We start from the raw sequence: 22,635 nt of genomic DNA, 5'->3' as shown, positions 1-22,635 counted from the left end.
CGGGGCGCCTTTTGCATTTCTGTGATCCGCACCAGTTGGTGAGTGGAGGGGGAACTGGGTATTATCGAAACAACTTTGCTTATTTTATTAAACAATTTGCAACCAAGGCAGGATGCTGAGCATGCAGGCAGGAAAGCACAACGGATATCAGGAGCACGTCGCCTCCTACTACGCGGCCACCCGCAACGACTCGCAACAGTGGCCCGAGCTGGAGGGGGAGCACAAGGCTGACGTCTGCATCATCGGCGGCGGTTTTACCGGTCTCAATACCGCCATCAATCTGGCTGATGCCGGTTACAAGGTCGCCTTGCTGGAGGCCAACCGTATCGGCTGGGGCGCCTCCGGGCGCAACGGCGGTCAGCTTATTCGCGGTATCGGTCACGATACCAGCCAGTTTGTCCGCTGGATTGGTGAGGAAGGGGTGCGCGAACTCGACCTGATGGGGCTGGAGGCGGTGCAGCTGGTGCGCGAGCGGGTTGAGCGTTTCAATATCGACTGCGACCTCACCTGGGGTTACTGCGATCTGGCCACCCGTCAGCGCCATCTGGCAGGTTTCGAGGAGGATCTCGACCATCTGGCGAGCCTTGGCTATGAGCACGAACTCAAACTGGTGCCGCGGGAAGATATCCATAGCGTGGTGGGGTCGGATCGCTATATCGGCGGCCTTATCGACATGGGCTCCGGCCATCTCCATCCCCTCAATCTGGCGCTCGGCGAGGCGCGAGCCGCAGCCAGCCTCGGGGTTTCCCTGTTTGAACACTCCCGAGTGACCCATATCGATTACGGCAAGCAGGTCGAGGTGACCACGGCTCATGGGCGGGTCACCGCCGATTATCTGGTGATCGGCTGCAACGCCTATCTCAACGACCTCAATCCAGAGCTGGGAGGGCGGGTGCTACCTGCCGGCTCCTACATCCTCGCCACCGAGGTGCTGGATCGCCGCTTGCGCCAGCGCTTGCTGCCGCAAAACATGGCGGTGTGCGATCAGAACGTAGCGCTCGACTACTACCGCCTCTCTGCCGATGGCCGTCTGCTGTTTGGCGGCGCCTGCAACTATTCGGGGCGAGACCCGAAGGATATCAAGGCCTTTATGCTGCCCAAGATGCAGCGAGTCTTCCCCGAGCTGGCTGGCACCGCCATCGAGTTTCAGTGGGGCGGCATGATCGGGATCGGCGCCAACCGGCTGCCGCAGATTGGCCGTCTCAAGGAACACCCCAACGTGTTCTACGCCCAGGCCTACTCGGGTCACGGCCTCAATGCCACCCATATGGCGGGCAAGCTGGTGGCCGAGGCGATCCGCGGCGAGAGCCGGGGCTTCGATCTCTTTGCCAGCGTGCCCCACATCACCTTCCCCGGCGGCCCGGCGCTGCGCTCCCCGCTGCTGGCACTGGGAATGTTGTGGCACCGGATGAAGGATATCTTCTGACTCCGATTGTCAGCCTGTGCAGTGATGGCTGAACTAAGCCCCCTTGCCAGCCCTTGTTTATTGCGGGTTGGCACTATCATTCCGCCTGATAGACCAAAAGATGCATTCGCGCCAATTTCGTTCGGTTGGCGCTATCTTTTAGGTGTGAGAGCGGTTATCTGCCAAGGGGCAAGGGGTTGTCAGATTGCCGCAATATTTGCCGAGAAAGGGCCGAGGACGGGGAGAGGAGGGCCAAGATGGAGATAAATGTGGTCGCGTCAGGCGGGCTCAGCCCGCTGGCGCAACAGCAGGGTTCTCCCGCTGTGCAGGCACAGGAGCGGGCTGTGACCTCGCCATCAACGGGCGGCGACAGCCGGATGGTGCGCGACCTTGGCGCCGTGCTGGACGAACTGGGACTGTCACCGCAAGGGGAGAGCCGCGGCGGTGGCACTGTTTCAATCAGGGATTCGCTGGAAGCGTTCATCAACACCATGATGGGCTCCCTGCAACAGCAGCAGGAGCAACAGTTGGCATTGCAGCAACAACAGCGGCAAGAGCAGGAACAGCGCAAACTCGCCATCGCCGACAGCAGCGAAAACCCGCTCAAGCGGGATCTGGAGCGCCTGCTGGAGACGCTGGATCAGCAGGGCAGACAGGAGAAAGAGAGCGAGCAAGGAGCCGAGCGTGAAGCGGTCAACCCCTTGCAGAGCCAGCTGACCAAGCTGCTGGAGAGCAGTGGTGCGGCAGAGAGCGGGGTCACCCTCAAGGAGGTGCTGTCAGGGTTGGCCAGCAAGCTGCCGAACGAACCTGCCGAGCGAAAAGGGTATCGGGTCGATACCCAGGTTTGAGCTGGTTGGCAACGGCAGTCCCGCCGTTGCAGAGACATGAGGGGCTTGTTGCCCTTTATTGCGCCGGTTCCGCCAGCCGCCAGCCCTGTTCGTCCTTCATCATCCACACCTCGGCCTCTTGCGGCAGCACCTGGCCCGCCTCGAACTCGCCATATTTGCGCTCGAGCTCCATCAGCCCCATCTCCTGCTGGAAGGGGCCAACCCGGTCGTAGACCAGATCCTCGTCGTGCAACACCTGCAACTGATCGAGCCCCTGCTTGAAGTGGAGCTGGTAACTCACCTTGACCAGATAGACCCCCTCCATCCGCTCCTCCTTGCCGAGGATGGTGAAGTCGCTGATATCGAACAGGTTGGCGTCTATCTCGGCCAGCAGCTTGGCGGTGACCTGCTGGCGGATATCCTCTTCACCGGGCCCTGCACTGCAGCCATAAAGCCAGAGGGCTAGCAGGGGGATGAACCACTTTTTCATCAAAACTCCGGACAAGTACAAAACGAGAGGGGCGATTGTGCCACGCGAATGCGCGGCGGCAAACCTCGGCTCACGGTTCCAGTGAACGTTCCAGCACGATGGCTTCGGCCCGATAACCAGCCAGCTCGCGGCGATAGCACTCGGTGAAGCCTCTGCGCAGCCAGAAGGATAGAGCACTCTCATTGCTGGCAATCACTGACAGGCGAAGCCGGGTAGCCCCCCATGAGCTTGCCAGCGTGCAGGCGTGAAGATAGAGCGACTGACCACGGCCACTCCCTTGCCAGGGTTCCCCCACCAGTAACAGACCCAGATAGGCGGTGTCTGGATTGGGGTAGCCGCGCAGCAGATCAATGACAGCGGTGAGTTCTCCCTGCTCCCAGCGGCCGATGAGATGTTTGTCGGAGAGAGGCAGGCCGGGTGGGCAGGCGACAAGTTCCTCTTCTCCTGCCTGTGCAGAGAGAGGGGCATTGCTCACCGCCGCCTGATAGGAGGGGGCCTGCTCGAACAGCCTCTGCAAGGCAGGTGCATCGCTTGTCTGCAGCCGACGCAACTCAGTGTGCATCACTTACCATCTCGAGATGTTTGGCAAAGGGGATAGGCCCCATAAAACCGGTGACCCGCTGCCCTGTCAGCTCCTTGCCCTCGCGGTCGAAGAAGATCAGGGTCGGCAGCCCCAGCACATTGAGACCGTTGAGCAGCTCGATATCGGCATCGTCGTTGGCGGTAACATCCGCCTGCAGCAGCACCATCTGGCCGAAGCGCTCGCGCACGGTTGGGTCACTGAAGGTCTTGTGCTCGAATTCTTTGCAGGCGACGCACCAGTCGGCGTAGAGGTCGAGCAGCACCGGCTTGCCGCGGGCGGCGGCCAGCTGCACCTTCAGATCATCCAGCGTCTTGACGCGGATAAACCGCGGCGCCGTTTGACTGGCATCCGCCGTGACGGCAGCAGGGGGGGCCGGTTGCAGCAGATCCTTGCCCACCACCACAGCGCTGATCATCGCCAGCAACAGCACGAAGCCGCGCACGCTTTTGGCCACCGAGTGGGGCTGATGCTGGTTGTGGTGATAGAGATAGCCGCACAGCAGCAGCCCCCAGCCGAGCCAGGCGAGAGTGGCAATCTGATCGCTCCAGAGCCGTGACAGCAGCAGGATGGGCACTGCCAGCAGGGCAAAGCCAAACAGCTGCTTGACCACATCCATCCATGCGCCCGCCTTGGGCAGCAGCTTGCCACCCGAGGTGCCGAGCAGCAGCAGCGGCAGCCCCATCCCCAGTGACAGCGCGTAGAGCGCCGCCCCGCCGAGCCAGAGATCGCCGCTCTGGGCCACGTAGATCAGTGCCCCCGAGAGTGGCGCCGTGGTGCAGGGGGAGCAGACCAGCCCGGAGATCATCCCCATGATGGCGACCCCGACGACAGAGCCGCCCTGCTGACGGTTGGAGAGGCCGGAGAGCCGCGTTTGCAAACTGCTCGGCAACTGCAGGGTATAGAGTCCGAACATGGAGAGGGCCAGCAGCACGAACATCACCGAGAGGGCGATCAGCACATAGGGGTGTTGCAGCGCAGCCTGGAATTTCAGCCCTGCCGAGGCCACTACCAGCCCCAGCAAGGTGTAGGTGACCGCCATCCCCTGCACATAGACAAAGGAGAGCAGGAAGGCGCGACCTGTGGAGAGGCGATGGCCAGCACCGGCGATGATGCCGGTCAGGATTGGGTACATGGGGAAGACGCAGGGGGTGAAGGCGAGCCCCAGCCCCAGCGCGAAGAAGGCGACGATGCTGAGCCAAAAACCCTGATTACCGAGGGCGGCGGCCAGCTGATCCTGCTGGCTAACCGGTGCGACGCTTTGTGCCGTATCAGCAGTGGACGCTGTGGTTGTCGTGACCAGCGGGGCCACGTCGATCAGTTTGTCGGTCGGCGGGTAGCAGAGGCCGTCGGTACAGCCCTGATAGCGCACCCGCAGGGTGGCATTTTCCCCCACCTCCTTTAGCGGCACCACGATGCTCACCTGCTGGTAGTAGACCCGGGTCTTGCCGAAGAAGTCATCCTCGTGCTCGGTGCCTTCCGGCAGGGTCGGCTCGCTGAAGGTGAGGTTGTTCCCCTTGAAACGCAGGCTGTGGCGATAGAGGTAGTAATCGTCGGCGATGTGGAGGGTCAGCAGCAGCTGATCGCCGCGCTGTTCGCTCTCGATCTGAAAGGCCTCATCGACCTGCAAAAATTTGGGTTTGGCGTTGGCCTCAATGCCCAGCGAGCTGAGCAGATCGGCGCCGCTGGCGTGGGCAGGGGAGCTGCCCACCGCTGTCATCAACAGGGCACAGAGCAGCAGCAGGGGGGAGAGCAAGCGGGTGAACGTCATGAGGTCTCCCCATTGATCCAGTCGAGATAGGCAGGTAGTCCGGCACTCACCGGCAGGGCCAGCAGCTCGGGCACCTCATAGGGGTGATTGGCTTGAATACATGCCTGCAGCTCGGCAAAGCGCGATTGACGGGATTTGATGATGAGCTGGATCTCGGTGGCGCGCTCCACCTTGCCTTGCCAACGATAGACGGAGGTAATGCCCGGCAGTTGATTGATGCAGGCGGCCAGCCGCTGGTTCAGCAGCTGTTTGCAGAGAAGGTCGGCACTGGTTTGATCTGGGCAGGTGCAGAGCACCACAATGGCGTCGGTCATAAAGCGGATCTTCACCTCGTTGGGGTAAACCGGGCAGGCGCCCTTGCCGTCTCATCCCTTTACGCGGATGAAGGTGAAAAAAGCGCCCGAAAAACAGCGGCTACTATACCCCAGAGGCGCTTCAAATAGCATCTGTAGCCATTTGTGAGCCAGCGCCAAAAATTTGTGGGGGGCATGAGATAGACGCTGTCATGGGGACAGGGCAGAATGAGCTGGCTTGTTCCCAATTGACGTAAGGAAATGTATGACCCAACAGAATGAGCAGCAGAGAAACCGCATGTTGAGCCTGCTGCGCGAAGGTGAGCGCCGCATGTTGGTTCAATTGGCCGGGCTGCTGCGCACGACCGCCGATGAAATCAATGCCGAGCTGGAGAAAGAGGAGCTGATGGCCACCCTGGAGCAGCCCATCACGGTGGAGTATCTCAACGGCGTGGTGCAGCACCATCTGTTCGAGCGCAAACACAAGGGAGATATGGCGGTTGCCCAGCAGATCCTGAGCGATTATCAGAGCGAGCTGGAAGCGCTGCAGACCGCTCAGGCCCAGCCTGAAGAGGCTGTCGCAACTGACGAGAGCGGCGAAGAACTCAAGGCCCAGGCCTGAGCGACGGGCAGGCCTGAATCCTTACCTCTGAATCAGCCGGCCTGCCAGCGCTGATCCCTGTTGTGGCCCCATCATGTCTGCCATGGTGGGGCCGTGTCGTTTCTTCTGTTGCCTTCTCTTGTTGACCTTCGCTTCTCGGTTCCGGCCCAATCGATTTGCGCCTTAGCGCGCCTCTTGGGGCATGCCGTGCGGCACTTCGCGGGGGATGGGGAACACCTTGTCATAGCCCCAGTTGTAGACGAAGGCATAGATCAGGTAGAAAACGACGAAGCCCAGATCCAGCACCAGCGCCTCCAGCATGCTGACGCTCAGCCACCAGGACATGACCGGCAGCGCGACGATCAGCAGACCGCCCTCAAAGCCGAAGGTATGCAGCACCCGTTGCCACAGGGTCTTGTGGGTATGGCCCTGATATTTGAGCAGCAGCTTGTCGACCCCGATGTTGTAGATGTAGTTCCAGACTGTGGCCAGCACCGAGAAGAACAGTGCCAGCGGGCCCATATGGTTGAGCCCTACCCCGGTAACCCAGCTGGCCAGCGGGGCGGCAATCAGCAGGCCAATAAATTCAAAGCCAATGGCATGGCGCAGGCGATCGTTACGGGTACGCATAAGTCACTCTCTCAATCAGATTTATTCACGGATTGCTGGTTAATCTATAGATCTTTAGCGATAGATTCATGTTGGTATCCATCGCTAAAATAGATGGATGAGAGGGCTTGCCGGAGGGCAATAAGATGACGCCATCACTGGAACAACTGAGGATCTTGCTGGCGGCCGCCGAAACCGGCTCGTTTTCCGCTGCCGCCCGCAAGCTGGGCAAGGCGCAGTCGGTGGTGAGCAGCGCCATCGCCAATCTGGAGATCGATCTGGCGCTCACCCTGTTTGACCGCAGCGGCCGCTATCCGCAGCTGACGGAGGCGGGGGCCCGCATGGTGCAGGAGGCGGGGATCCTGCTGGCGCAGAGTGAACGATTGCAATCCATTGCCGGGGAGCTGGCGGCCGGGGTGGAGACGCGCCTCACTCTGGCCATCGATGATGACTCCCACCTGCCCTGGCTCGGCACCCTGCTGGAGGAGTTCGCCACTCGTTACCCTACCGTAGAGCTGGAGCTGCTCTTCCCGCTGATGGAAGATGTGACCGAGATGCTGGTGACCGGTCGGGCCCAGCTTGGCATCAGCTATCAGAAGGTGCATCCGCAGCGGGAGATTGTTGCCCATTCGCTGGGGGAGGTGACCATGCCGCTGGTGGTGTCACCGGATCATCCGCTGGCCCGCAAGCAGCCGCTGCGGGAGGTCGATCTGCAGGGGGCACGTCAGCTGATGGTCACCGGCCGACGGGAAGGGAGCGAGCGCCAGCGTTTTCGCATCTCGGCTCAGGTGTGGTGGGTCGAGGGGGATCTCGGGGTGCTGGAGCTGGTCAAGCGGGGCCTTGGCTGGTCCGCCATCCCGGAATTTCTGCTGCATCAACCGCTGAAGCGGGGCGAGGTTGTTGTGTTGGAGCCGGACTTTATCGCCAGCCACGCGCTGGCGCTGGAGCTGCAGTGGCATCGCGCCCGCCCGCTGGGGCAGGCGGGGCGCTGGCTGAAGGAGGCACTGCTGGCGCGGGTGCCTCGCTAGCCGACCTTACTCGGTCAGGGCGTAAGGCAGGGGTTGCAGGGTGAGGCGGGAGCCTTCGTCCTGCTTGAGGCGGAATTGGGCGTCAGCCTCGGTATCTTTCGGCAGTACGGCGGTGAGCCACACCTGCCCGGCCTGTTGCCAGGCGTTGAGCACCATGCCGCTGCGGCGCCAGTTGTCACCCAGTTGCAGCTCCAGAGTATCGCCGCTGGCAACTGGCTCGCCGGTAGTCCCCGCCAGCAGGAACAGGGCGCGGTTGTTGGCGCCGCGATACTTGGCGCGGGCCACCGTCTCCTGCCCCATGTAGCAGCCCTTGTTGAAGCTGATGCCGTCCAGTGCCTGCAGGTTGAGCATCTGCGGGATGAACTCCCCCTGATGCACCGCCTCCATGTGCGGCAGGCCCGCCTTGATCTCGAGCCCCCACCAGAGTGACTCGTCACCTTGCGGCAGGGCGTCGGCTTGCTGATTGCTCACCAGCAGCCAGCGATCCTGCTCAATCTTCACCGCCATGCCGCCGTCGATAAGACCGCTCTGCAGAAGGCCAAACTGCGCGGCGATCCACGCATCGCTGCCTGTACCGGCGATCCCGGTGGCGTGACGCTCATCGGCGGCGATCTCGACCTTGGAGAAGACGGCAAATTTCTTCAGCTCCGGCAACTGACGTTCCAGCACTGAAGGGCTGGTCAGCAGCAGCAGGCTGTCGTCGAGGCAGAGCAGGCGGAAATTGCTCCACAGCTTGCCCTTGGGATCACAGTGGCCGCCCGCGGTCTGTTGCCCCGGTTGCAGGGCGTTGACATCACAGGTGACCTGACCTTGCAGATATTTGACGCGATCCTGGCCGCTGATACGGGTGATGGCCAGCTTGGTCAGGGAGAAGCGGGTCGGCTCGGCAGGAAAAACAGGTGGTTGCAGGCTCACGATGGTATTCCAGAGAGAAAGTATGTGAGCTGCATGGTAAAGACGTAACTAATGTTTGTCAGCCGGAAAATCCAGCTGGTACCATCCCCCGGTCTTTGTAAGGAGAGTGCCATGTTGAGCCCAGTTGAAAAATCCCGCCTGAAGTGGGCCTGCCGTCGCGGTATGCTCGAGCTGGATGTGATCTTTATGCCCTTTTTCGAACACGAGTTCGACTCCCTGAGCGAAGCCGATCAGCAGACCTTTATCCGCCTGCTGGCGAGCGACGATCCGGATCTGTTCAAATGGTGCATGGGTCATGGTGTCCCTGCCGATCCCGCATTTGCCGCCATGATCCCGATGATCCTGGAGCGCAATCAGGCGCGCCACGACCGCCAGGGGTAATACCGTGGAGCGGGTGATCATGACGGTTCACCCCTCCCGCCATCAGCAATATTTGCTGGTGGCCCTCTTTCTGTTGCTGCTCTGGCCGGTGGCTGGCCTGATTGCCGGTTGGCAGTGGGCGCTGTTGCTGCCCGTCTGGCTGGTGGTGCTCTGGCTGAGCTGGCGGGCGCTTGCCGAGCCCCCGTTCGAGCTTGTCTGGGATGGCCAGTGGCTACAGTGGCAAGGTCGTCGCTATCAGCTCGACAAGAAAAGCCGCATTCTGCCCGGTGTGCTCAGGCTAGCGCTTTGTCCCGATCCGCAAGAGAGTGGAGCCGTGTTGCCACGGCAACTGTGGCTCTTCTCCGACGCCCTTCCCCCCGAACATTACCGCCTGCTGGCGCGAGCCATCCACTTTCTGCCGTCTCGGCGCTGACGCCTGCTTCCCGTGATGACCATGCGCTGATTTACCGCGATAAGCTGCTGCGATGCGGCTGGCGGCACTCTTTTTGTGGCTGAAAAGCGGTTGAAAACAAGTGACCCCGCCGGGGCGGGGTCACTGATTGCTGTAACGCTTGGCTGGAAGGGGATTAATCCCGCTCCGGGGTCAGCACGGTTGGCTTTGAGTCCGGCAGCATATCCGGATAATCCAGGTTGTAGTGCAGGCCGCGAGACTCCTTGCGCTGCAGGGCGCAGTTGACGATAAGCTCGGCCACCTGCAGCAGGTTGCGCAGCTCCAGCAGGTTGTTGGAGACGCGGAAGTTGGCGTAGTACTCCTGCACCTCCTGCTTGAGCAGGTCGATGCGGCGCTTGGCGCGGGCCAGGCGTTTGTTGGTACGCACTATCCCCACGTAGTCCCACATCATCAACCGCAGCTCGTGCCAGTTGTGCTGGATCACCACCAGTTCGTCGGAGTCTTCCACCTTGCTCTCGTCCCATACCGGCAGGCGCGGCGGCTCCACACTCATCGGCAGCTTGGCCAGAATGTCGGCCCCCGCCTGATGGGCATAGACCACGCATTCCAGCAGGGAGTTGGAGGCCATGCGGTTGGCGCCGTGCAGACCGGTGTAGGTCACTTCACCTATGGCGTAGAGGCCGGGGATATCGGTCTGGCCGTTGTTGTCGATCATCACGCCGCCACAGGTGTAGTGGGCGGCCGGCACGATGGGCATCGGCTCCTTGGTGATGTCGATGCCGACCGCGAGGCAGCGCTCATAAATGGTCGGGAAGTGCTTGATGATGAAATCGGCCGGTTTGTGGCTGATGTCCAGATACATGCAATCCGCCCCGAGTCGCTTCATCTCGTGGTCGATGGCGCGGGCGACAATATCGCGCGGTGCCAGCTCGGCCCGCTCGTCAAACTCCGGCATAAAGCGGCTACCGTCCGGGCGGCGCAGATAGGCCCCCTCGCCACGCAGAGCTTCGGTCAGCAGGAAGTTGGGGTCGTCCGGGTGGAACAGGCTGGTGGGGTGGAACTGGTTGAACTCCAGGTTCGCCACCCGGCAACCGGCCCGCCATGCCATGGCGATGCCATCGCCAGAGCTCACATCCGGGTTGGAGGTGTACTGGTAGACCTTGGAGGCGCCGCCGGTAGCCAGTGCCACGAAACGGGCGCGGATCACCTCGACCTGCTCGGCGTTGCGGTTCCAGACGTAGGCCCCCAGCACCTTGTTGCCCGGCAGGTTGAGCTTGCGGGTGGTGATGAGGTCGACTGCGTTGAAGCGCTCCATCAGCTGGATATTGGGGTGAGCGCGCACCTGATCGATCAGGGTCAGTTGCACCGCCTTGCCGGTGGCGTCGGCCGCGTGGAAGATGCGGCGATGGCTGTGGCCCCCTTCCCGGGTGAGGTGGTACTGAGACTCGCCGTCGGCGTTCTCCTCCTGATCGAAGGGGACCCCTTGCTGAATGAGCCACTGGATGGACTCGCGGGCGTGGCGAGCGGTGAACTCGACCACTGCCGGGTCACACAACCCGGCGCCCGCGTTGAGCGTGTCGCTCACGTGGGATTCGATGCTGTCAGTTTCGTCGAAAACGGCAGCGATGCCTCCTTGCGCATAGAAAGTGGCCCCTTCACTGATGGGCCCCTTGCTCAGAACCAGGACTTTGGCGTGGTCTGCCAATCGCAACGCGAGGGACAAACCAGCGGCACCGCTGCCAATGATCAGTACATCGCAAAGGTATTCAACACTTGCTTTCATAAGTATCATTGGCCTGGATTAAGAACTGGCACCATGGTAGCCCAAGCGAGGGCGAGGATGCAGCCTGCATCACATTTTTTTCAATTGAAGCGAACTTTCTCTGATTCTCCCTGTCTGAACTTGTGCGCTTAGGAAGGGCCGGAAAAGAAAAACGATAACCTGATGGGGGTTTTACGGCTCTGATGAGCGACCAGAATCTACTGGACGAACAGCTGGTTGAACGGGTCCAGCGCGGCGATAAAGCAGCTTTCAACCTGTTGGTAAAAAAATACCAGCATAAGGTGGTCAACCTGGTTGCCAGGTATGTCAACAATCCCGGTGATGTGCCCGATGTGGCGCAAGAGGCCTTTATAAAAGCCTACCGTGCATTGCCGACATTCCGTGGCGAAAGTGCTTTTTACACTTGGTTGTACCGAATTGCCGTGAACACGGCGAAGAATTATCTCACCTCCCAGGGGCGCAGGCCGCCCAGCAGTGATGTGGAGGCTGACGAAGCGGAGTCTTATGGTGGTGGTGAAGCCTTGCAAGAGGTCTCAACCCCCGAAAACCTGGCGCTGACTGACGAGATCAAACGCACCGTGTTTTCAGCCATAGAGGCATTGCCGGAAGACCTGAGGACAGCTATCACCCTTCGCGAACTGGAAGGGCTGAGCTACGAAGAGATTGCCGAAATCATGGATTGCCCAGTGGGTACGGTCAGATCCCGTATCTTCCGGGCGAGGGAAGCAATCGATAAAAAGCTGCAACCTCTGATCGAGAATTAACTGGGGAAAGACGGGTTAACTTATGGCAAATAAAGAGCAAATCTCTGCCCTGATGGACGGTGACCTGAGTGACGCAGAGGTACTGAACGAGCTGGAGATGGACTCCGACTTGCAAGATACCTGGGGTCGTTACCACCTGATCGGCGATGCCATGCGGGGTGACCTGCCGGTCAATCTGCAACTGGATCTCAGTGACAGCATCATGGCCGCGCTGGAAGATGAGCCCACCATACTGGCACCCAAGCCGGTCGAGACGGCTCCCGTGCTGCAACCTGCCGTTGCGCCGGTTAAGACTGATTCCAATGTGGTTCCGTTGTTCCGCCGTGTCGGTCAGCAACTGGGTCAATATGCCATTGCGGCATCCGTGGCCGCTGCCGTTATCTTCGGGGTGCAGCAGTATCAGGGACAGGATGGCGTTCCGGCCAATCCGGTGCTCAATACCATTCCAATCGGTGGCAGTGCGGCGCCGGTGAGTGTTCACTATCCGCAACAGGATGGCGCCCGTGCCCGTCAGCAAGGGCTGACCGAACAGCAGATGCAGGAGCAGCGGGAGCGGATCAACGCCTTCCTGCGTGACCACCAGTTGCAGCAGCGCCTGTTGCAAGACAGACAGATCCAACAATAACGAATTGTCAGGGATACAAACGTGCGCCAGTCCAGCCGTATTTTGCTGGCCTCTCTCCTGCTGATTAGTGCCAAGGCCTCGGCCGACGATAAGTCGGCCGAGGCCTTGTTGCAGCAGATGCAGAGTGCCGTGCAGCAACAGAATTTCGAGTTGTCCATGGTCAAGGCCCGTCAGGGGCGTCTTGAACCGATCCGGATCAGCCATGCCGTGATCAACGGCAAGGAAGTGGCCCACCTCAGTTACCTCGACGGCAAGGCGATCGAGTATCTCCAGCGCCAGAACGAATACACCTTCTTTGAAAACAGCCACGATCCCTACACCCTGAAGGATGCCCGCTTCCCCGGCATCTGGTCGACCCTGGTGAAGATGCCGCTGGCGCAGGTGCTGGAGAGCTATGATCCAGTGCTGGCCGGCCGCAGCCGGGTCGCCGGTGTGGTGGCACAGGTGGTGAGGCTGGTGCCTAAAGAGGCCGATAAATATGGTTTCGTGCTCTGGATTGACGAGCAGAGCCACTTGCTGCTGCGGATCGACATGGTCGAGCGGGAAGGCAATCTGGTGGAGCAGGTACTTGGTGTCGAACTGGATCTGCAGAGCAAACCGGCCCCCTGGCTGGTGAAGCTGGCCAACAGCAAGCAGCCCCCGGCGCTGGCGCTGGAGGATGCCTATCCGGCGCCGCAACAGCAGTTGAACTGGCAGATCACCTGGTTGCCCGATGGCTTCAAGGTGCTGTCGCAAGACCGGCACCAGCTGGTGACCACCAGTATGCCGGTGGATTACATGATGCTCTCCGATGGGCTGGTGGATCTCTCGGTCTACGTCTCCCGGGTCGATCCCAAGCAGGCGGTGCGCCAGCAGCTGATCCGCCAGGGGGCGACTTCGCTGGTGAGCTATGTCAACGAGGTGGGGGTCGAGATCACCGTGGTCGGTGAGGTGCCTGCCGAAACCGCCAAGCGCATCGCCGAGTCGGTCCAGCCGCTGGCCCGCAACGAAGCGGTGCAGTAACGGGGGATGCGGGGTTCTTCACCGCTTGCCGAGCGTGGCGAGTCGTGGTCAGATCCCCTGATTGTGTGAACCCGAGGTGTTGCCGTGAATGAGATGAGTGAAGAGCTGGCGACCGTGGTGGCCATTGAGGGTGACCATGCCTGGGTGGAGTGTGAGCGTCGCTCCGCCTGCAGTGGTTGTCAGCAGCAATCCAACTGCGGTACCGGCACCGTGGCCAAGGCATTTCCCCTGAAAGCTCCCCGCTTGCGAGTCAGGCTGACCGCCGAGGTGCGGGTTGGCCAGCAAGTGAGGCTCGGTATCCCGCAGGAGAGTCTGCTGCGCGGGGCTGCGCTGGTCTATGTGCTGCCGCTTTTCTGTCTGTTGGCCGGCGCCTTGCTGGGGCAGCTCTGGCTGACGCCGCTGCTCTCGGGCGGGGAGGGGATCACCATTCTCTGCTGCCTGCTGGGGGGCGTGCTGGGCTTTTTACTGGTTCGTTACTTTTCCAACCGCCTGGATCAGGGGCGCTACGGCCCGCAGATGCTCGGCGTGGTCGTCCCTGTCCGCATCCTCCCCTGACCGAACAGGCGCTATTTCACTGGCGCTGGCGACTAAAGAATGGCCGTCAGCCGGGTTATCCAGTAAAATCGCGCCTCCATAACTGACCTTAACTAATTTTGAGTGACTCTTGCTCGATGAAACACATTCGTAACTTTTCGATTATTGCGCACATCGACCACGGTAAATCGACCCTGTCGGACCGTCTGATCCAGACTTGCGGTGGCTTGTCCGACCGCGAGATGCAGGCTCAGGTGCTTGACTCCATGGATCTGGAGCGCGAGCGCGGCATTACCATCAAAGCACAGAGTGTGACCCTGAACTACCAGGCACAAGACGGTAACACCTACCAGCTGAACTTTATCGACACCCCGGGCCACGTGGATTTCTCCTACGAGGTCTCCCGCTCTTTGGCGGCCTGTGAAGGGGCGCTGCTGGTGGTGGATGCCGGCCAGGGGGTTGAGGCACAGACTCTGGCCAACTGCTATACCGCCATGGAAATGGATTTGGAAGTGGTGCCGGTGCTGAACAAGATTGACCTGCCGGCTGCAGAGCCGGAGCGGGTTGCCGAGGAGATCGAAGACATCGTCGGTATCGACGCGGTCGATGCGGTGCGCTGCTCCGCCAAGACTGGCCTGGGTGTTGACCTGGTGCTGGAAGAGATCGTTGCCAAGATCCCGGCACCGGAAGGTGATCCGGATGCCCCGCTGCAGGCGCTGATCATCGACTCCTGGTTCGACTCCTATTTGGGCGTTGTCTCTTTGGTGCGGATCAAGAACGGTTCCCTGAAGAAGAACGACAAGATCAAGGTGATGAGCACCGGTCAGGTGTGGGGTGTCGATCGTATCGGTATCTTCACGCCCAAGCAGGTGGATACCCAGGGGCTGGGCTGTGGCGAGGTAGGTTGGGTTGTCTGCGGTATCAAGGACATCCACGGCGCGCCGGTGGGCGATACCCTGACTCAGGCCAAGAATGGTGCCGACAAGGCGCTGGCTGGCTTCAAGAAGGTGAAGCCGCAGGTTTATGCGGGTCTGTTCCCCATCTCCAGCGATGACTACGAGTCGTTCCGTGACGCCCTCGACAAGCTCTCCCTGAACGATGCCTCCCTGTTCTTCGAACCTGAGAGCTCTACTGCACTGGGCTTCGGCTTCCGTTGCGGCTTCCTCGGCATGCTGCACATGGAGATCATTCAGGAGCGTCTGGAGCGTGAATACGATCTGGATCTGATCACCACGGCGCCGACCGTAGTGTACGAGATCGAGCTGACCGACGGTTCCACCATCCATATCGACAGCCCGGCCCAGATGCCCGCCATCACCAGCATCAAGGAGATGCGCGAGCCGATCGCCGAGTGTCATATCCTGCTGCCGCAGGAGTACATGGGCAACGTGATCACCCTCTGTATCGAGAAGCGTGGCGTGCAGACCAACATGGTCTACCACGGCAAGCAGGTGGCACTGACCTATGAAATCCCGATGGCGGAAGTGGTGCTCGACTTCTTCGACCGTCTGAAGTCCACCAGTCGTGGTTACGCCTCGCTGGACTATGGCTTCAAGCGTTTCGAAACCTCCGACATGGTCCGTCTGGACATCATGATCAACGGTGAGCGGGTCGATGCCCTGGCCATCATCACCCACAAAGACAACGCCCAGTATCGCGGTCGTCAGGTGGTGGAGAAGATGCGCGAGCTGATCCCGCGCCAGATGTTCGATATCGCGATTCAGGCGGCCATCGGCAACCAGATCATCGCTCGCAGCACCGTCAAGGCTCTGCGTAAAGACGTAACTGCCAAGTGTTACGGTGGTGACGTGAGTCGTAAGAAGAAACTGCTGAACAAGCAGAAAGAAGGTAAGAAGCGGATGAAGTCCCTCGGCCGTGTCGACGTGCCGCAGGAAGCCTTCCTCGCGATTCTCCACGTCGGAAAGGATTAATAGATGGCAAGCACGTTTTCCCTGATCCTGGTGGTGGTCTGCGCGATCACCGGTGTTATCTGGTGTCTGGACAAGATGATTTGGTCCAAGCAGCGCGCCGCCAAGATTGCCGTGGCTCGTGCCCATGGCGGTGCCCACCTGGATGAGAAGACCCTGGCCAAGGTGGCCCCCGTGCCGGTCTGGATTGAGCAGACCGCCGGGGTCTTCCCGGTCATCACCTTTGTGCTGATCCTGCGTTCGTTCATTTTTGAACCGTTCCAGATCCCGTCAGGTTCCATGATGCCCACCCTGCTGGTGGGCGACTTCATCCTGGTGGAAAAATTTGCCTACGGTCTGCGGGACCCGGTGACCAACACCAAGTTCCTCGAGACTGGCGAGCCCAAGCGTGGCGACGTGGTGGTGTTCAAGTATCCCCTTGAACCGCGCGTTGACTACATCAAGCGGGTGGTCGGCATGCCGGGTGATCGGGTCATCTATCGCAACAAGGAGCTGATGATCCGGCCCAAGTGCGAAGAGCAGGAAGGGAAAACGTGTCCGGGCTTCAAGAAGCTCGACGTCAAGTTTGAACAAAGAGGCGAATTTACCCAGATGGGGATCCCCCTTGATCGCTATACCGAGCAGTTGGGCGATGTCTCCCACGAGACCCTGCGCAATCCGCTGATGCCCGACATGGTTGGCCGTTACTATCGCCAGCCCGGCACCTACCCCGATGAGTGGGTGGTACCGGAAGGCCAGTATTTCGTGATGGGCGACAACCGCGACAACAGCACCGACAGCCGCTTTTGGGGCTTTGTGCCCGAGCAGAATCTGGTCGGCAAGGCGGTCGCTATCTGGATAAGTTTTGAATTCGAGCGCGAAGAAGGCTCCCTGCTGCCAAGTTGGGTACCGACAGGTGTGCGCTTCAACCGCATTGGCGGAATCAAGTAAATGAATATCAAGATGAACAGACTGCAGTCCCGTCTCGGGCATGTCTTTGCGGATCTGGAACTGCTGACCCGGGCGCTGACTCACCGCAGCGCCGGTTCCCGTCACAATGAACGACTGGAATTTCTGGGGGACTCCATTTTGAGTCTGGTGATTGCCGACGATCTGTTCCACCGCTTCCCGCAAGCGGCGGAAGGGGATCTCAGCCGGATGCGCGCCACCTTGGTGCGCGAGAAGACCCTGGCCGAACTGGGCCGGGAGTTTGACCTCGGGGATCACCTGATCCTCGGCCCCGGCGAACTCAAGAGCGGCGGTTTTCGCCGCGAATCCATTCTGGCCGACACGGTCGAGGCGGTGATCGGTGCCGTCTATCTGGATACCAATCTTGAGACGGTGCGGACACTGCTGCTGAGCTGGTATGCCAGCCGCCTGGAAGAGATCAAGCCGGGCATCGAGCAGAAAGATCCCAAGACCCGTCTGCAAGAAATTTTGCAGGGAAGCCGCAAATCCCTGCCGACCTACACCGTGACCAACGTCAAGGGCGAGGCCCACAACCAGGAGTTCACCGTCCAGTGTGACGTGGAAGGTCTGGATGGTCCCCTCGTCGGGGTCGGCACCAGCCGTCGCAAGGCCGAACAGGCCGCGGCGCAGCAAGCATTGGAAAAACTGTCATGACAGATACTACCTATTCAACAAGGCGCGGTCTTTTGACACAACAGGCATTGGAAACACTGGCATGACAGATACCACCTACTGCGGCTTTGTCGCCATTGTGGGCCGCCCGAATGTGGGCAAGTCCACCCTGCTCAACAAGCTGCTTGGCCAGAAGGTCAGCATTACCTCGAAGAAGCCCCAGACCACCCGTCACCGGATTTTGGGGATCGACACCGAGGATAACTACCAGACCATCTATGTAGATACCCCGGGTCTGCACATTGAAGAGAAACGGGCCATCAACCGTCTGATGAACCGTGCCGCCACCAGTTCGCTGGGTGATGTGGCCATGGTGGTGTTCATGGTCGACGGTACCCACTGGACCAAAGACGACGAGATGGTGCTGGGCAAGCTGCGCAATCTCAAGTGCCCTGTGGTGCTGGCGGTCAACAAGATTGACAACGTCAAAGAGAAAGAAGATCTGCTGCCCCACCTCGAGTGGCTGGGCCAACAGATGAACTTCGCCCATATTCTGCCCATCAGTGCCGAAAAGGGCACCAACGTGGAGAAGATCCGCGAGTGGGCCAAGGATCTGCTGCCGGAAAACGTCCACTTCTTCCCGGAAGATTACGTGACCGACCGCTCCTCCCGCTTTATGGCCTCCGAAATCATCCGCGAGAAGCTGATGCGCTTCACCGGTGAGGAGCTGCCCTACTCGGTGACGGTGGAGATCGAGCGCTTCAAGGTGGAAGAGAACGGCCTCTACCACATCCACGGCCTCATTTTGGTCGAGCGCGATGGCCAGAAGAAGATGGTTATCGGCAACAAGGGCGAGAAGATCAAGACCATCGGCACCGAGGCGCGCCTCGACATGGAACGTCTGTTCCAGAACAAGGTGCACCTCGAGCTGTGGGTCAAGGTCAAGTCGGGCTGGGCTGATGATGAGCGCGCCCTGCGTAGCCTCGGGTATGGTGACGACTGATTGCTGACCCCGGCTTTCGTCATCCACAGTCGGCCCTATCGGGAGACCAGCCAGCTGGTCGAAGTCTTCACCCAGGATAGTGGCCGATTTACTCTGGTGGCTCGCGGTTCTCGCGGGCCACGCTCCCCTCTCAAGGGGCTGCTGCAACCCTTTACCCTGCTCACCATCGCCTGGCGCGGCAAGGGTGATCTCAAGAACCTCACCCAGGTCGAATGCCCGGATCACTCCCTGCGACTCGGGGGCGATCGCCTCTTCTACGGCCTTTATCTCAACGAGCTGGTCTACTACCTGCTGGAAGCGCACACCCCGTTCCCCGAAGTGTTCGATGCCTATGCCCGTGCCATCATGGCGCTGGCCGACGGCGAGACGCCGGAGCTGCCGCTGCGTCGCTTCGAGTTCCTGCTGTTGCAGGCGCTCGGTTATGCGGTGGATTTCGAATACACGGCGGACGACGAGTCGCCCATCGAGCCGACCCTGCTCTATGGCTTCGAGCGTGAATTGGGCTTTGTTGCTTGCGAGCGGGCGCCGGATCCCCGTACCCTGTTTCTCGGTGCCCACCTGCTCGCCTTTGCCGAGGGACGTTTCGATACCCCTCCCTTGCTGCAGGCGGCCAAACGTTTCAGCCGATTGGCACTGCAACCCTATCTGGGCAAGCGCCAGCTAAAGAGCCGGGAGCTGTTTTTAAAACGCAAAGCCAGTATGCAAGGCTGACACAGATTACAGACATACGGATATTGGCGCGGGGTGATTCGCTGACCGCGCAGTCAACAGATGAAGCCTTTCAAGGAGTTCTCAATGAGTGAAATCTATCTGGGTGTGAACATCGACCATATCGCCACCCTGCGCAACGCCCGTGGCACCCAGTATCCGGATCCGGTACAGGCCGCCTTCGTGGCCGAGCAGGCCGGGGCTGATGGCATTACCGTGCATCTGCGAGAAGATCGTCGCCACATCACCGACCGCGATGTGGAGATCCTGCGCCAGACTATCCAGACCAGAATGAATTTGGAGATGGCGGTGACCGAAGAGATGATCGGCATCGCCTGCCGCATCAAGCCTCACTTCGTCTGTCTGGTGCCGGAGAAGCGTACCGAGGTGACCACCGAGGGCGGTCTGGACGTGGCCGGTCAGCTGGCCAAGGTGACTGATGCCGTTGCCCGTCTCTCCGCGGTGGGGGCTCAGGTATCCCTCTTTATCGACGCCGATCCCATCCAGATCGATGCAGCTGCCGAGAGTGGTGCTCCCTTTATCGAGATCCACACTGGCCGTTACGCCGATGCAACTACCGATGCCGAGCGCAACGCCGAGTTCAAGCGCATCGCCGCCGGTGCCTCCTATGCCGCTGGCAAGGGGCTCAAGGTCAATGCCGGCCACGGTCTGCACTACCACAACGTCAAGGCCATCGCCGCCATCCCCGAGCTCTATGAGCTCAACATCGGCCACGCCATTATCGGCCGCGCCGCCTTCGACGGTCTGGCCAAGGCCGTGAGCGATATGCGCCTGCTGATGCAGGAAGCCCGTCAGGGGATCTGATCCGCTGGATAGGTCAGCGGCCTGATACTGGTCGCCAAAAACAACAAGGGACGCCACGGCGTCCTTTGTTGTTTTTAGCTGAACCAAGTCAATCACGGTATGGCGAGTCAACTCTCGTGATCACAGCTTTCCATCGCTCATGCACATACGGATTTTCGCCTCGACGACCTCCTCCATGGCAGCCATGGCGGGCACCAGATACTGGCGCGGGTCGCTGGCATCCGGATGAGAGCCAAGGAAGGCTTTCATCGCATCGGCGAAGGCTATCTTCAGTTCGGTCGCAACGTTGACCTTGCAGATCCCGAGCTCGATGCAGCGGCGCACATCGGCTTCCGGCACACCTGAGGCACCGTGCAGCACCAGCGGAATATCCACCTGCTCGCGAATGGTGGCGAGGCGGGCGAAGTCGAGGCGGGGCTCCTCCTTGTAGAGGCCGTGGGCGGTGCCGATGGCCACCGCCAGCGAGTCGATACCGGTACGGCGGACAAACTCGGCCGCCTTGAGCGGATCGGTAAATTTGGCGTGAGCGGCATCGACGATGAGGTCATCCTCCTGACCGCCCAGCTGGCCCAGCTCTGCTTCGACGCTGGCCCCCATGCGGTGGCAGAAGGTCACCACACTGCGCACCTTCTCGATGTTCTCTTCAAACGGAAAGTGCGAGGCATCGATCATGGCGGAGCGAATACCCGCTTCGACCTTGTTGTGGATGTCCTGCTCGTCTTCGTGGTGATCCAGATGCAGCACCAGCGGGATACGGTACTCATGGGCGGCGGCCTGACAGATGGAGACCAGATACTCGACCCCGGCATGGCGATAGGTACCAGGGGTGCCAGCCAAAATCACCGGAGAGCGCATGCGAGCGGCGGTGCGAGCCACCACCTGCACGGTTTCCAGGTTGTGGATGTTGAAAGCCGGTACGGCGTAGCCGCGGCGCTGGGCATCTTTGAGCATTTCATGGGAAGAGATCAGATACATAGTGACTCCTGAGCGTCCTGATTGACGCGAGATCCTGAGAAAAGGGAGGAGAGCTGGGTCGGGTTTATCTCCCGGCCAGCCACCCAGATGTGTTGTTGATTGAGTTCAGTGGTGAGGGCGAGCAGGTTGGCCTGTTTGCCAACCGCTAGTGAACCGAGACGATCGGCAATGCCGAGCATCTTTGCTGGTGCCAGCGAGGCCATTGCGATGGCTTCATCGAGCGGCACATCCGCCAGCTGCACCATGTTGCGTACGGCGCCAAGCAGGGTGAGGGTGCTGCCCGCCAGACCGCCGGTGTCGGTGCGTACCACGCCGTTTTTCATCTCGACCCGATAGTTGCCAAGCAGATAGTGACCGTCGGGCATACCGGCGGCTCGCATCGCATCCGTGACCAAGAGCAGGCGCTGGCCGGCGCAGCAGTGACAGAGCTTGAGCACGCTCGGGTGGAGATGATGGCCATCGGCGATCAGCTCCAGCCAGGCAGCGGGATGGACAAGACCTGCACCGACCATGCCGGGTTCGCGGTGGTGCAGGCCGCGCATGCCGTTGAAGCAGTGCACCAGCCCGGAGGCGCCCGCTGCCAGCGCCGCCATGGTGGTGTCGTGATCCGCCGTCGAGTGGCCGAGCATCACCCGGATGCCGTTTGCTGCAAGATGGTGAATGGCTGCGATGGCATTGGGCTTTTCCGGTGCTAGTGCGACCACCTTCAGGCTGCCGCGCGCCAGCTGTTGCAGGTGGGTCAGTTCGGCAATATCCAGCTCCCGAAACAGCGCCTGATCGTGGGCGCCCTTGTTGTCCGGAGTGAAGTAGGGGCCTTCCAGATAGCAGCCGAGCAGCTCGGCGCCCGGCATGCCGCGGGCAACACCATCGGCGATGCGGGCAAGAGCTTGCTCTATCTCGGGGAGTGGGGCGGTGACCGTGGTGGCAAGAAAAGCACCGACCCCTTCTGCAGCCTTGGCCATCGACAAAGTAGCCAAGGTATTGTCCTCGCTATCCATGACATCGACACCGGCACCGCCGTGGACATGACCATCGATCAGCGCAGGCACCAGCAGTTCGGCATCCCGCGCCGGATCGCCATCCGTGATGGGAGCGATGGCGGTGATGATGCCACCTTCATGGGTCAGCTCCTGATGTTCCAGCCAACCCTGTTCGGTCAGCAGGCGACGGGCACGGATCCGTGAGGCCATCAGATGCCCTCCTCGACGAGAGCGGCATCTGTCTGACGCTCTTTGCTCATCTCATCCGCCAGAGAGGTGAGCCCCCGGTGGCCACAATCAAGGGCCTGCCGGCGGAATTCACGGGCGCTGAGGCCATCGCGTTCCAGCGCCATCTCCAGCAGCAGTTGCAGGTTGGTACCGGTAATAACCTCCCGCTCTGGCTGGTGCAGTGAGAGGGTTGAGGCGACCCGAAACGGGGTGCCGCCGAGCAGATCGGTCAGGAAGACCACGCCATCCCCCTTGTCGACCTCTGCCAGCGCCGCTTCGCACTGTGCCTGTAGCAGGGCGGTGGTGGAGCTCTCGGGAAAGTCGATGGCGATAACCGCTTCCTGTTCGCCGAGGATCTGCAGCATGGCGCGCTCCAGACCGCTGGCGAAACCGCCATGACCACAAATAATGATGCCCAACATAGTCTGT

26 protein-coding genes are annotated in these 22,635 nt (G+C 60.6%); 16 read left to right on the top strand and 10 right to left on the bottom strand.

Annotation, left to right across the window (positions count from 1 at the left end):
• Positions 1-121 precede the first annotated feature (121 nt).
• Positions 122-1,426, top strand: a complete 1,305-nt coding sequence (locus BN1139_RS06080; protein WP_005354421.1) for an NAD(P)/FAD-dependent oxidoreductase — start codon at positions 122-124, stop codon at positions 1,424-1,426.
• Between the two features lie 236 nt (positions 1,427-1,662).
• Positions 1,663-2,253 carry a hypothetical protein gene (locus BN1139_RS06075; protein WP_005354418.1) on the top strand — a complete coding sequence of 197 codons (591 nt, stop codon included), beginning with the start codon at positions 1,663-1,665 and terminating at the stop codon, positions 2,251-2,253.
• 55 nt (positions 2,254-2,308) lie between these two features.
• Here the strand turns inward: BN1139_RS06075 and BN1139_RS06070 are convergent, their stop codons facing one another.
• The 4 genes from BN1139_RS06070 to cutA form a co-directional block, all read right to left on the bottom strand.
• The gene (locus BN1139_RS06070; protein ID WP_005354404.1) at positions 2,309-2,722 is read right to left on the bottom strand and encodes a hypothetical protein; all 414 of its coding nucleotides are present in this window, start codon (positions 2,720-2,722) and stop codon (positions 2,309-2,311) included.
• A 70-nt stretch (positions 2,723-2,792) separates the two neighbouring features.
• Entirely contained in the window at positions 2,793-3,284 is a 492-nt protein-coding gene (locus BN1139_RS06065) for a GNAT family N-acetyltransferase (protein ID WP_005354401.1), read from the bottom strand.
• The gene (locus tag BN1139_RS06060; RefSeq protein ID WP_005354398.1) at positions 3,274-5,073 is read right to left on the bottom strand and encodes a protein-disulfide reductase DsbD; all 1,800 of its coding nucleotides are present in this window, start codon (positions 5,071-5,073) and stop codon (positions 3,274-3,276) included. Before BN1139_RS06060 ends, BN1139_RS06065 begins: the two co-directional genes overlap by 11 nt.
• Positions 5,070-5,387 (bottom strand): divalent-cation tolerance protein CutA, encoded by a 318-nt coding sequence (cutA, locus tag BN1139_RS06055; protein ID WP_005354395.1) that lies wholly within the window; start codon positions 5,385-5,387, stop codon positions 5,070-5,072. Before cutA ends, BN1139_RS06060 begins: the two co-directional genes overlap by 4 nt.
• Positions 5,388-5,631: 244 nt before the next feature.
• Here cutA and BN1139_RS06050 point away from each other — a divergent pair, with 244 nt between their 5' ends.
• Positions 5,632-5,988, top strand: a complete 357-nt coding sequence (locus tag BN1139_RS06050) for a hypothetical protein (protein WP_005354392.1) — start codon at positions 5,632-5,634, stop codon at positions 5,986-5,988.
• 162 nt (positions 5,989-6,150) lie between these two features.
• Here BN1139_RS06050 and BN1139_RS06045 read toward each other — a convergent pair whose 3' ends face one another.
• A complete protein-coding gene (locus tag BN1139_RS06045; RefSeq protein ID WP_005335423.1) occupies positions 6,151-6,597 on the bottom strand; it encodes a PACE efflux transporter in 447 nt (148 codons plus the stop codon).
• A 125-nt stretch (positions 6,598-6,722) separates the two neighbouring features.
• Between BN1139_RS06045 and BN1139_RS06040 the strand changes: the two genes are divergently transcribed.
• Positions 6,723-7,604, top strand: a complete 882-nt coding sequence (locus tag BN1139_RS06040; RefSeq protein ID WP_005335421.1) for a LysR family transcriptional regulator — start codon at positions 6,723-6,725, stop codon at positions 7,602-7,604.
• 6 nt (positions 7,605-7,610) lie between these two features.
• On the opposite strand, the gene ygfZ is transcribed toward BN1139_RS06040, so the two are convergent.
• Entirely contained in the window at positions 7,611-8,519 is a 909-nt protein-coding gene (gene ygfZ, locus BN1139_RS06035; protein WP_005354387.1) for a tRNA-modifying protein YgfZ, read from the bottom strand.
• A gap of 111 nt (positions 8,520-8,630) precedes the next feature.
• On the opposite strand from ygfZ, the gene BN1139_RS06030 reads away from it, so the two are divergent.
• Both BN1139_RS06030 and BN1139_RS06025 read left to right on the top strand, forming a co-directional pair.
• Complete coding sequence (locus BN1139_RS06030; protein WP_005335417.1) at positions 8,631-8,900, top strand: FAD assembly factor SdhE; 270 nt, start codon at positions 8,631-8,633, stop codon at positions 8,898-8,900.
• A gap of 19 nt (positions 8,901-8,919) precedes the next feature.
• The gene (locus BN1139_RS06025) at positions 8,920-9,312 is read left to right on the top strand and encodes a protein YgfX (protein WP_005354384.1); all 393 of its coding nucleotides are present in this window, start codon (positions 8,920-8,922) and stop codon (positions 9,310-9,312) included.
• Between the two features lie 154 nt (positions 9,313-9,466).
• Here BN1139_RS06025 and nadB read toward each other — a convergent pair whose 3' ends face one another.
• Positions 9,467-11,074 (bottom strand): L-aspartate oxidase, encoded by a 1,608-nt coding sequence (gene nadB, locus BN1139_RS06020; RefSeq protein WP_005354382.1) that lies wholly within the window; start codon positions 11,072-11,074, stop codon positions 9,467-9,469.
• A gap of 182 nt (positions 11,075-11,256) precedes the next feature.
• Here nadB and rpoE point away from each other — a divergent pair, with 182 nt between their 5' ends.
• From rpoE to pdxJ, 10 genes are all read left to right on the top strand, one after another.
• The gene (gene rpoE / locus BN1139_RS06015; RefSeq protein ID WP_005335411.1) at positions 11,257-11,838 is read left to right on the top strand and encodes an RNA polymerase sigma factor RpoE; all 582 of its coding nucleotides are present in this window, start codon (positions 11,257-11,259) and stop codon (positions 11,836-11,838) included.
• A gap of 22 nt (positions 11,839-11,860) precedes the next feature.
• Positions 11,861-12,463, top strand: a complete 603-nt coding sequence (locus BN1139_RS06010) for an RseA family anti-sigma factor (protein WP_005335409.1) — start codon at positions 11,861-11,863, stop codon at positions 12,461-12,463.
• A 21-nt stretch (positions 12,464-12,484) separates the two neighbouring features.
• A complete protein-coding gene (locus tag BN1139_RS06005) occupies positions 12,485-13,465 on the top strand; it encodes a MucB/RseB C-terminal domain-containing protein (protein WP_005335407.1) in 981 nt (326 codons plus the stop codon).
• Positions 13,466-13,558: 93 nt separating this feature from the next.
• Positions 13,559-14,020 carry a SoxR reducing system RseC family protein gene (locus tag BN1139_RS06000; RefSeq protein ID WP_041202805.1) on the top strand — a complete coding sequence of 154 codons (462 nt, stop codon included), beginning with the start codon at positions 13,559-13,561 and terminating at the stop codon, positions 14,018-14,020.
• Between the two features lie 116 nt (positions 14,021-14,136).
• Positions 14,137-15,930, top strand: a complete 1,794-nt coding sequence (gene lepA / locus BN1139_RS05995) for a translation elongation factor 4 (protein WP_005335396.1) — start codon at positions 14,137-14,139, stop codon at positions 15,928-15,930.
• 3 nt (positions 15,931-15,933) lie between these two features.
• A complete protein-coding gene (gene lepB / locus BN1139_RS05990) occupies positions 15,934-16,857 on the top strand; it encodes a signal peptidase I (protein WP_005335395.1) in 924 nt (307 codons plus the stop codon).
• Positions 16,858-17,529: a ribonuclease III gene (rnc, locus tag BN1139_RS05985; RefSeq protein ID WP_005335394.1), complete on the top strand. Its 672-nt coding sequence runs from the start codon at positions 16,858-16,860 to the stop codon at positions 17,527-17,529.
• Between the two features lie 61 nt (positions 17,530-17,590).
• Positions 17,591-18,490: a GTPase Era gene (gene era / locus BN1139_RS05980; RefSeq protein ID WP_005335393.1), complete on the top strand. Its 900-nt coding sequence runs from the start codon at positions 17,591-17,593 to the stop codon at positions 18,488-18,490.
• Positions 18,491-19,201, top strand: coding sequence for a DNA repair protein RecO (recO, locus tag BN1139_RS05975; RefSeq protein WP_005335391.1), 711 nt, complete (start codon positions 18,491-18,493; stop codon positions 19,199-19,201).
• A gap of 84 nt (positions 19,202-19,285) precedes the next feature.
• The gene (gene pdxJ / locus BN1139_RS05970) at positions 19,286-20,023 is read left to right on the top strand and encodes a pyridoxine 5'-phosphate synthase (protein WP_005340919.1); all 738 of its coding nucleotides are present in this window, start codon (positions 19,286-19,288) and stop codon (positions 20,021-20,023) included.
• Between the two features lie 120 nt (positions 20,024-20,143).
• Here pdxJ and BN1139_RS05965 read toward each other — a convergent pair whose 3' ends face one another.
• Genes BN1139_RS05965 through agaF form a run of 3 tightly spaced genes read right to left on the bottom strand, consistent with a single transcriptional unit; the run spans position 20,144 to position 22,628 of the window.
• Entirely contained in the window at positions 20,144-20,998 is an 855-nt protein-coding gene (locus tag BN1139_RS05965) for a tagatose bisphosphate family class II aldolase (protein WP_005354373.1), read from the bottom strand.
• Entirely contained in the window at positions 20,989-22,188 is a 1,200-nt protein-coding gene (nagA, locus tag BN1139_RS05960) for an N-acetylglucosamine-6-phosphate deacetylase (protein ID WP_005354372.1), read from the bottom strand. The genes BN1139_RS05965 and nagA overlap by 10 nt, the downstream gene beginning before the upstream one ends.
• Positions 22,188-22,628 (bottom strand): PTS galactosamine/N-acetylgalactosamine transporter subunit IIA, encoded by a 441-nt coding sequence (gene agaF / locus BN1139_RS05955; RefSeq protein WP_005354371.1) that lies wholly within the window; start codon positions 22,626-22,628, stop codon positions 22,188-22,190. Before agaF ends, nagA begins: the two co-directional genes overlap by 1 nt.
• Between the last annotated feature and the right edge of the window lie 7 nt (positions 22,629-22,635).

The sequence above is a fragment of the Aeromonas veronii bv. veronii genome (assembly GCF_000820225.1).
Taxonomy (GTDB): domain Bacteria; phylum Pseudomonadota; class Gammaproteobacteria; order Enterobacterales; family Aeromonadaceae; genus Aeromonas; species Aeromonas veronii.
Note: the sequence above shows the minus strand (reverse complement) of the source record. Positions and strands in the feature narration are given on the sequence as shown.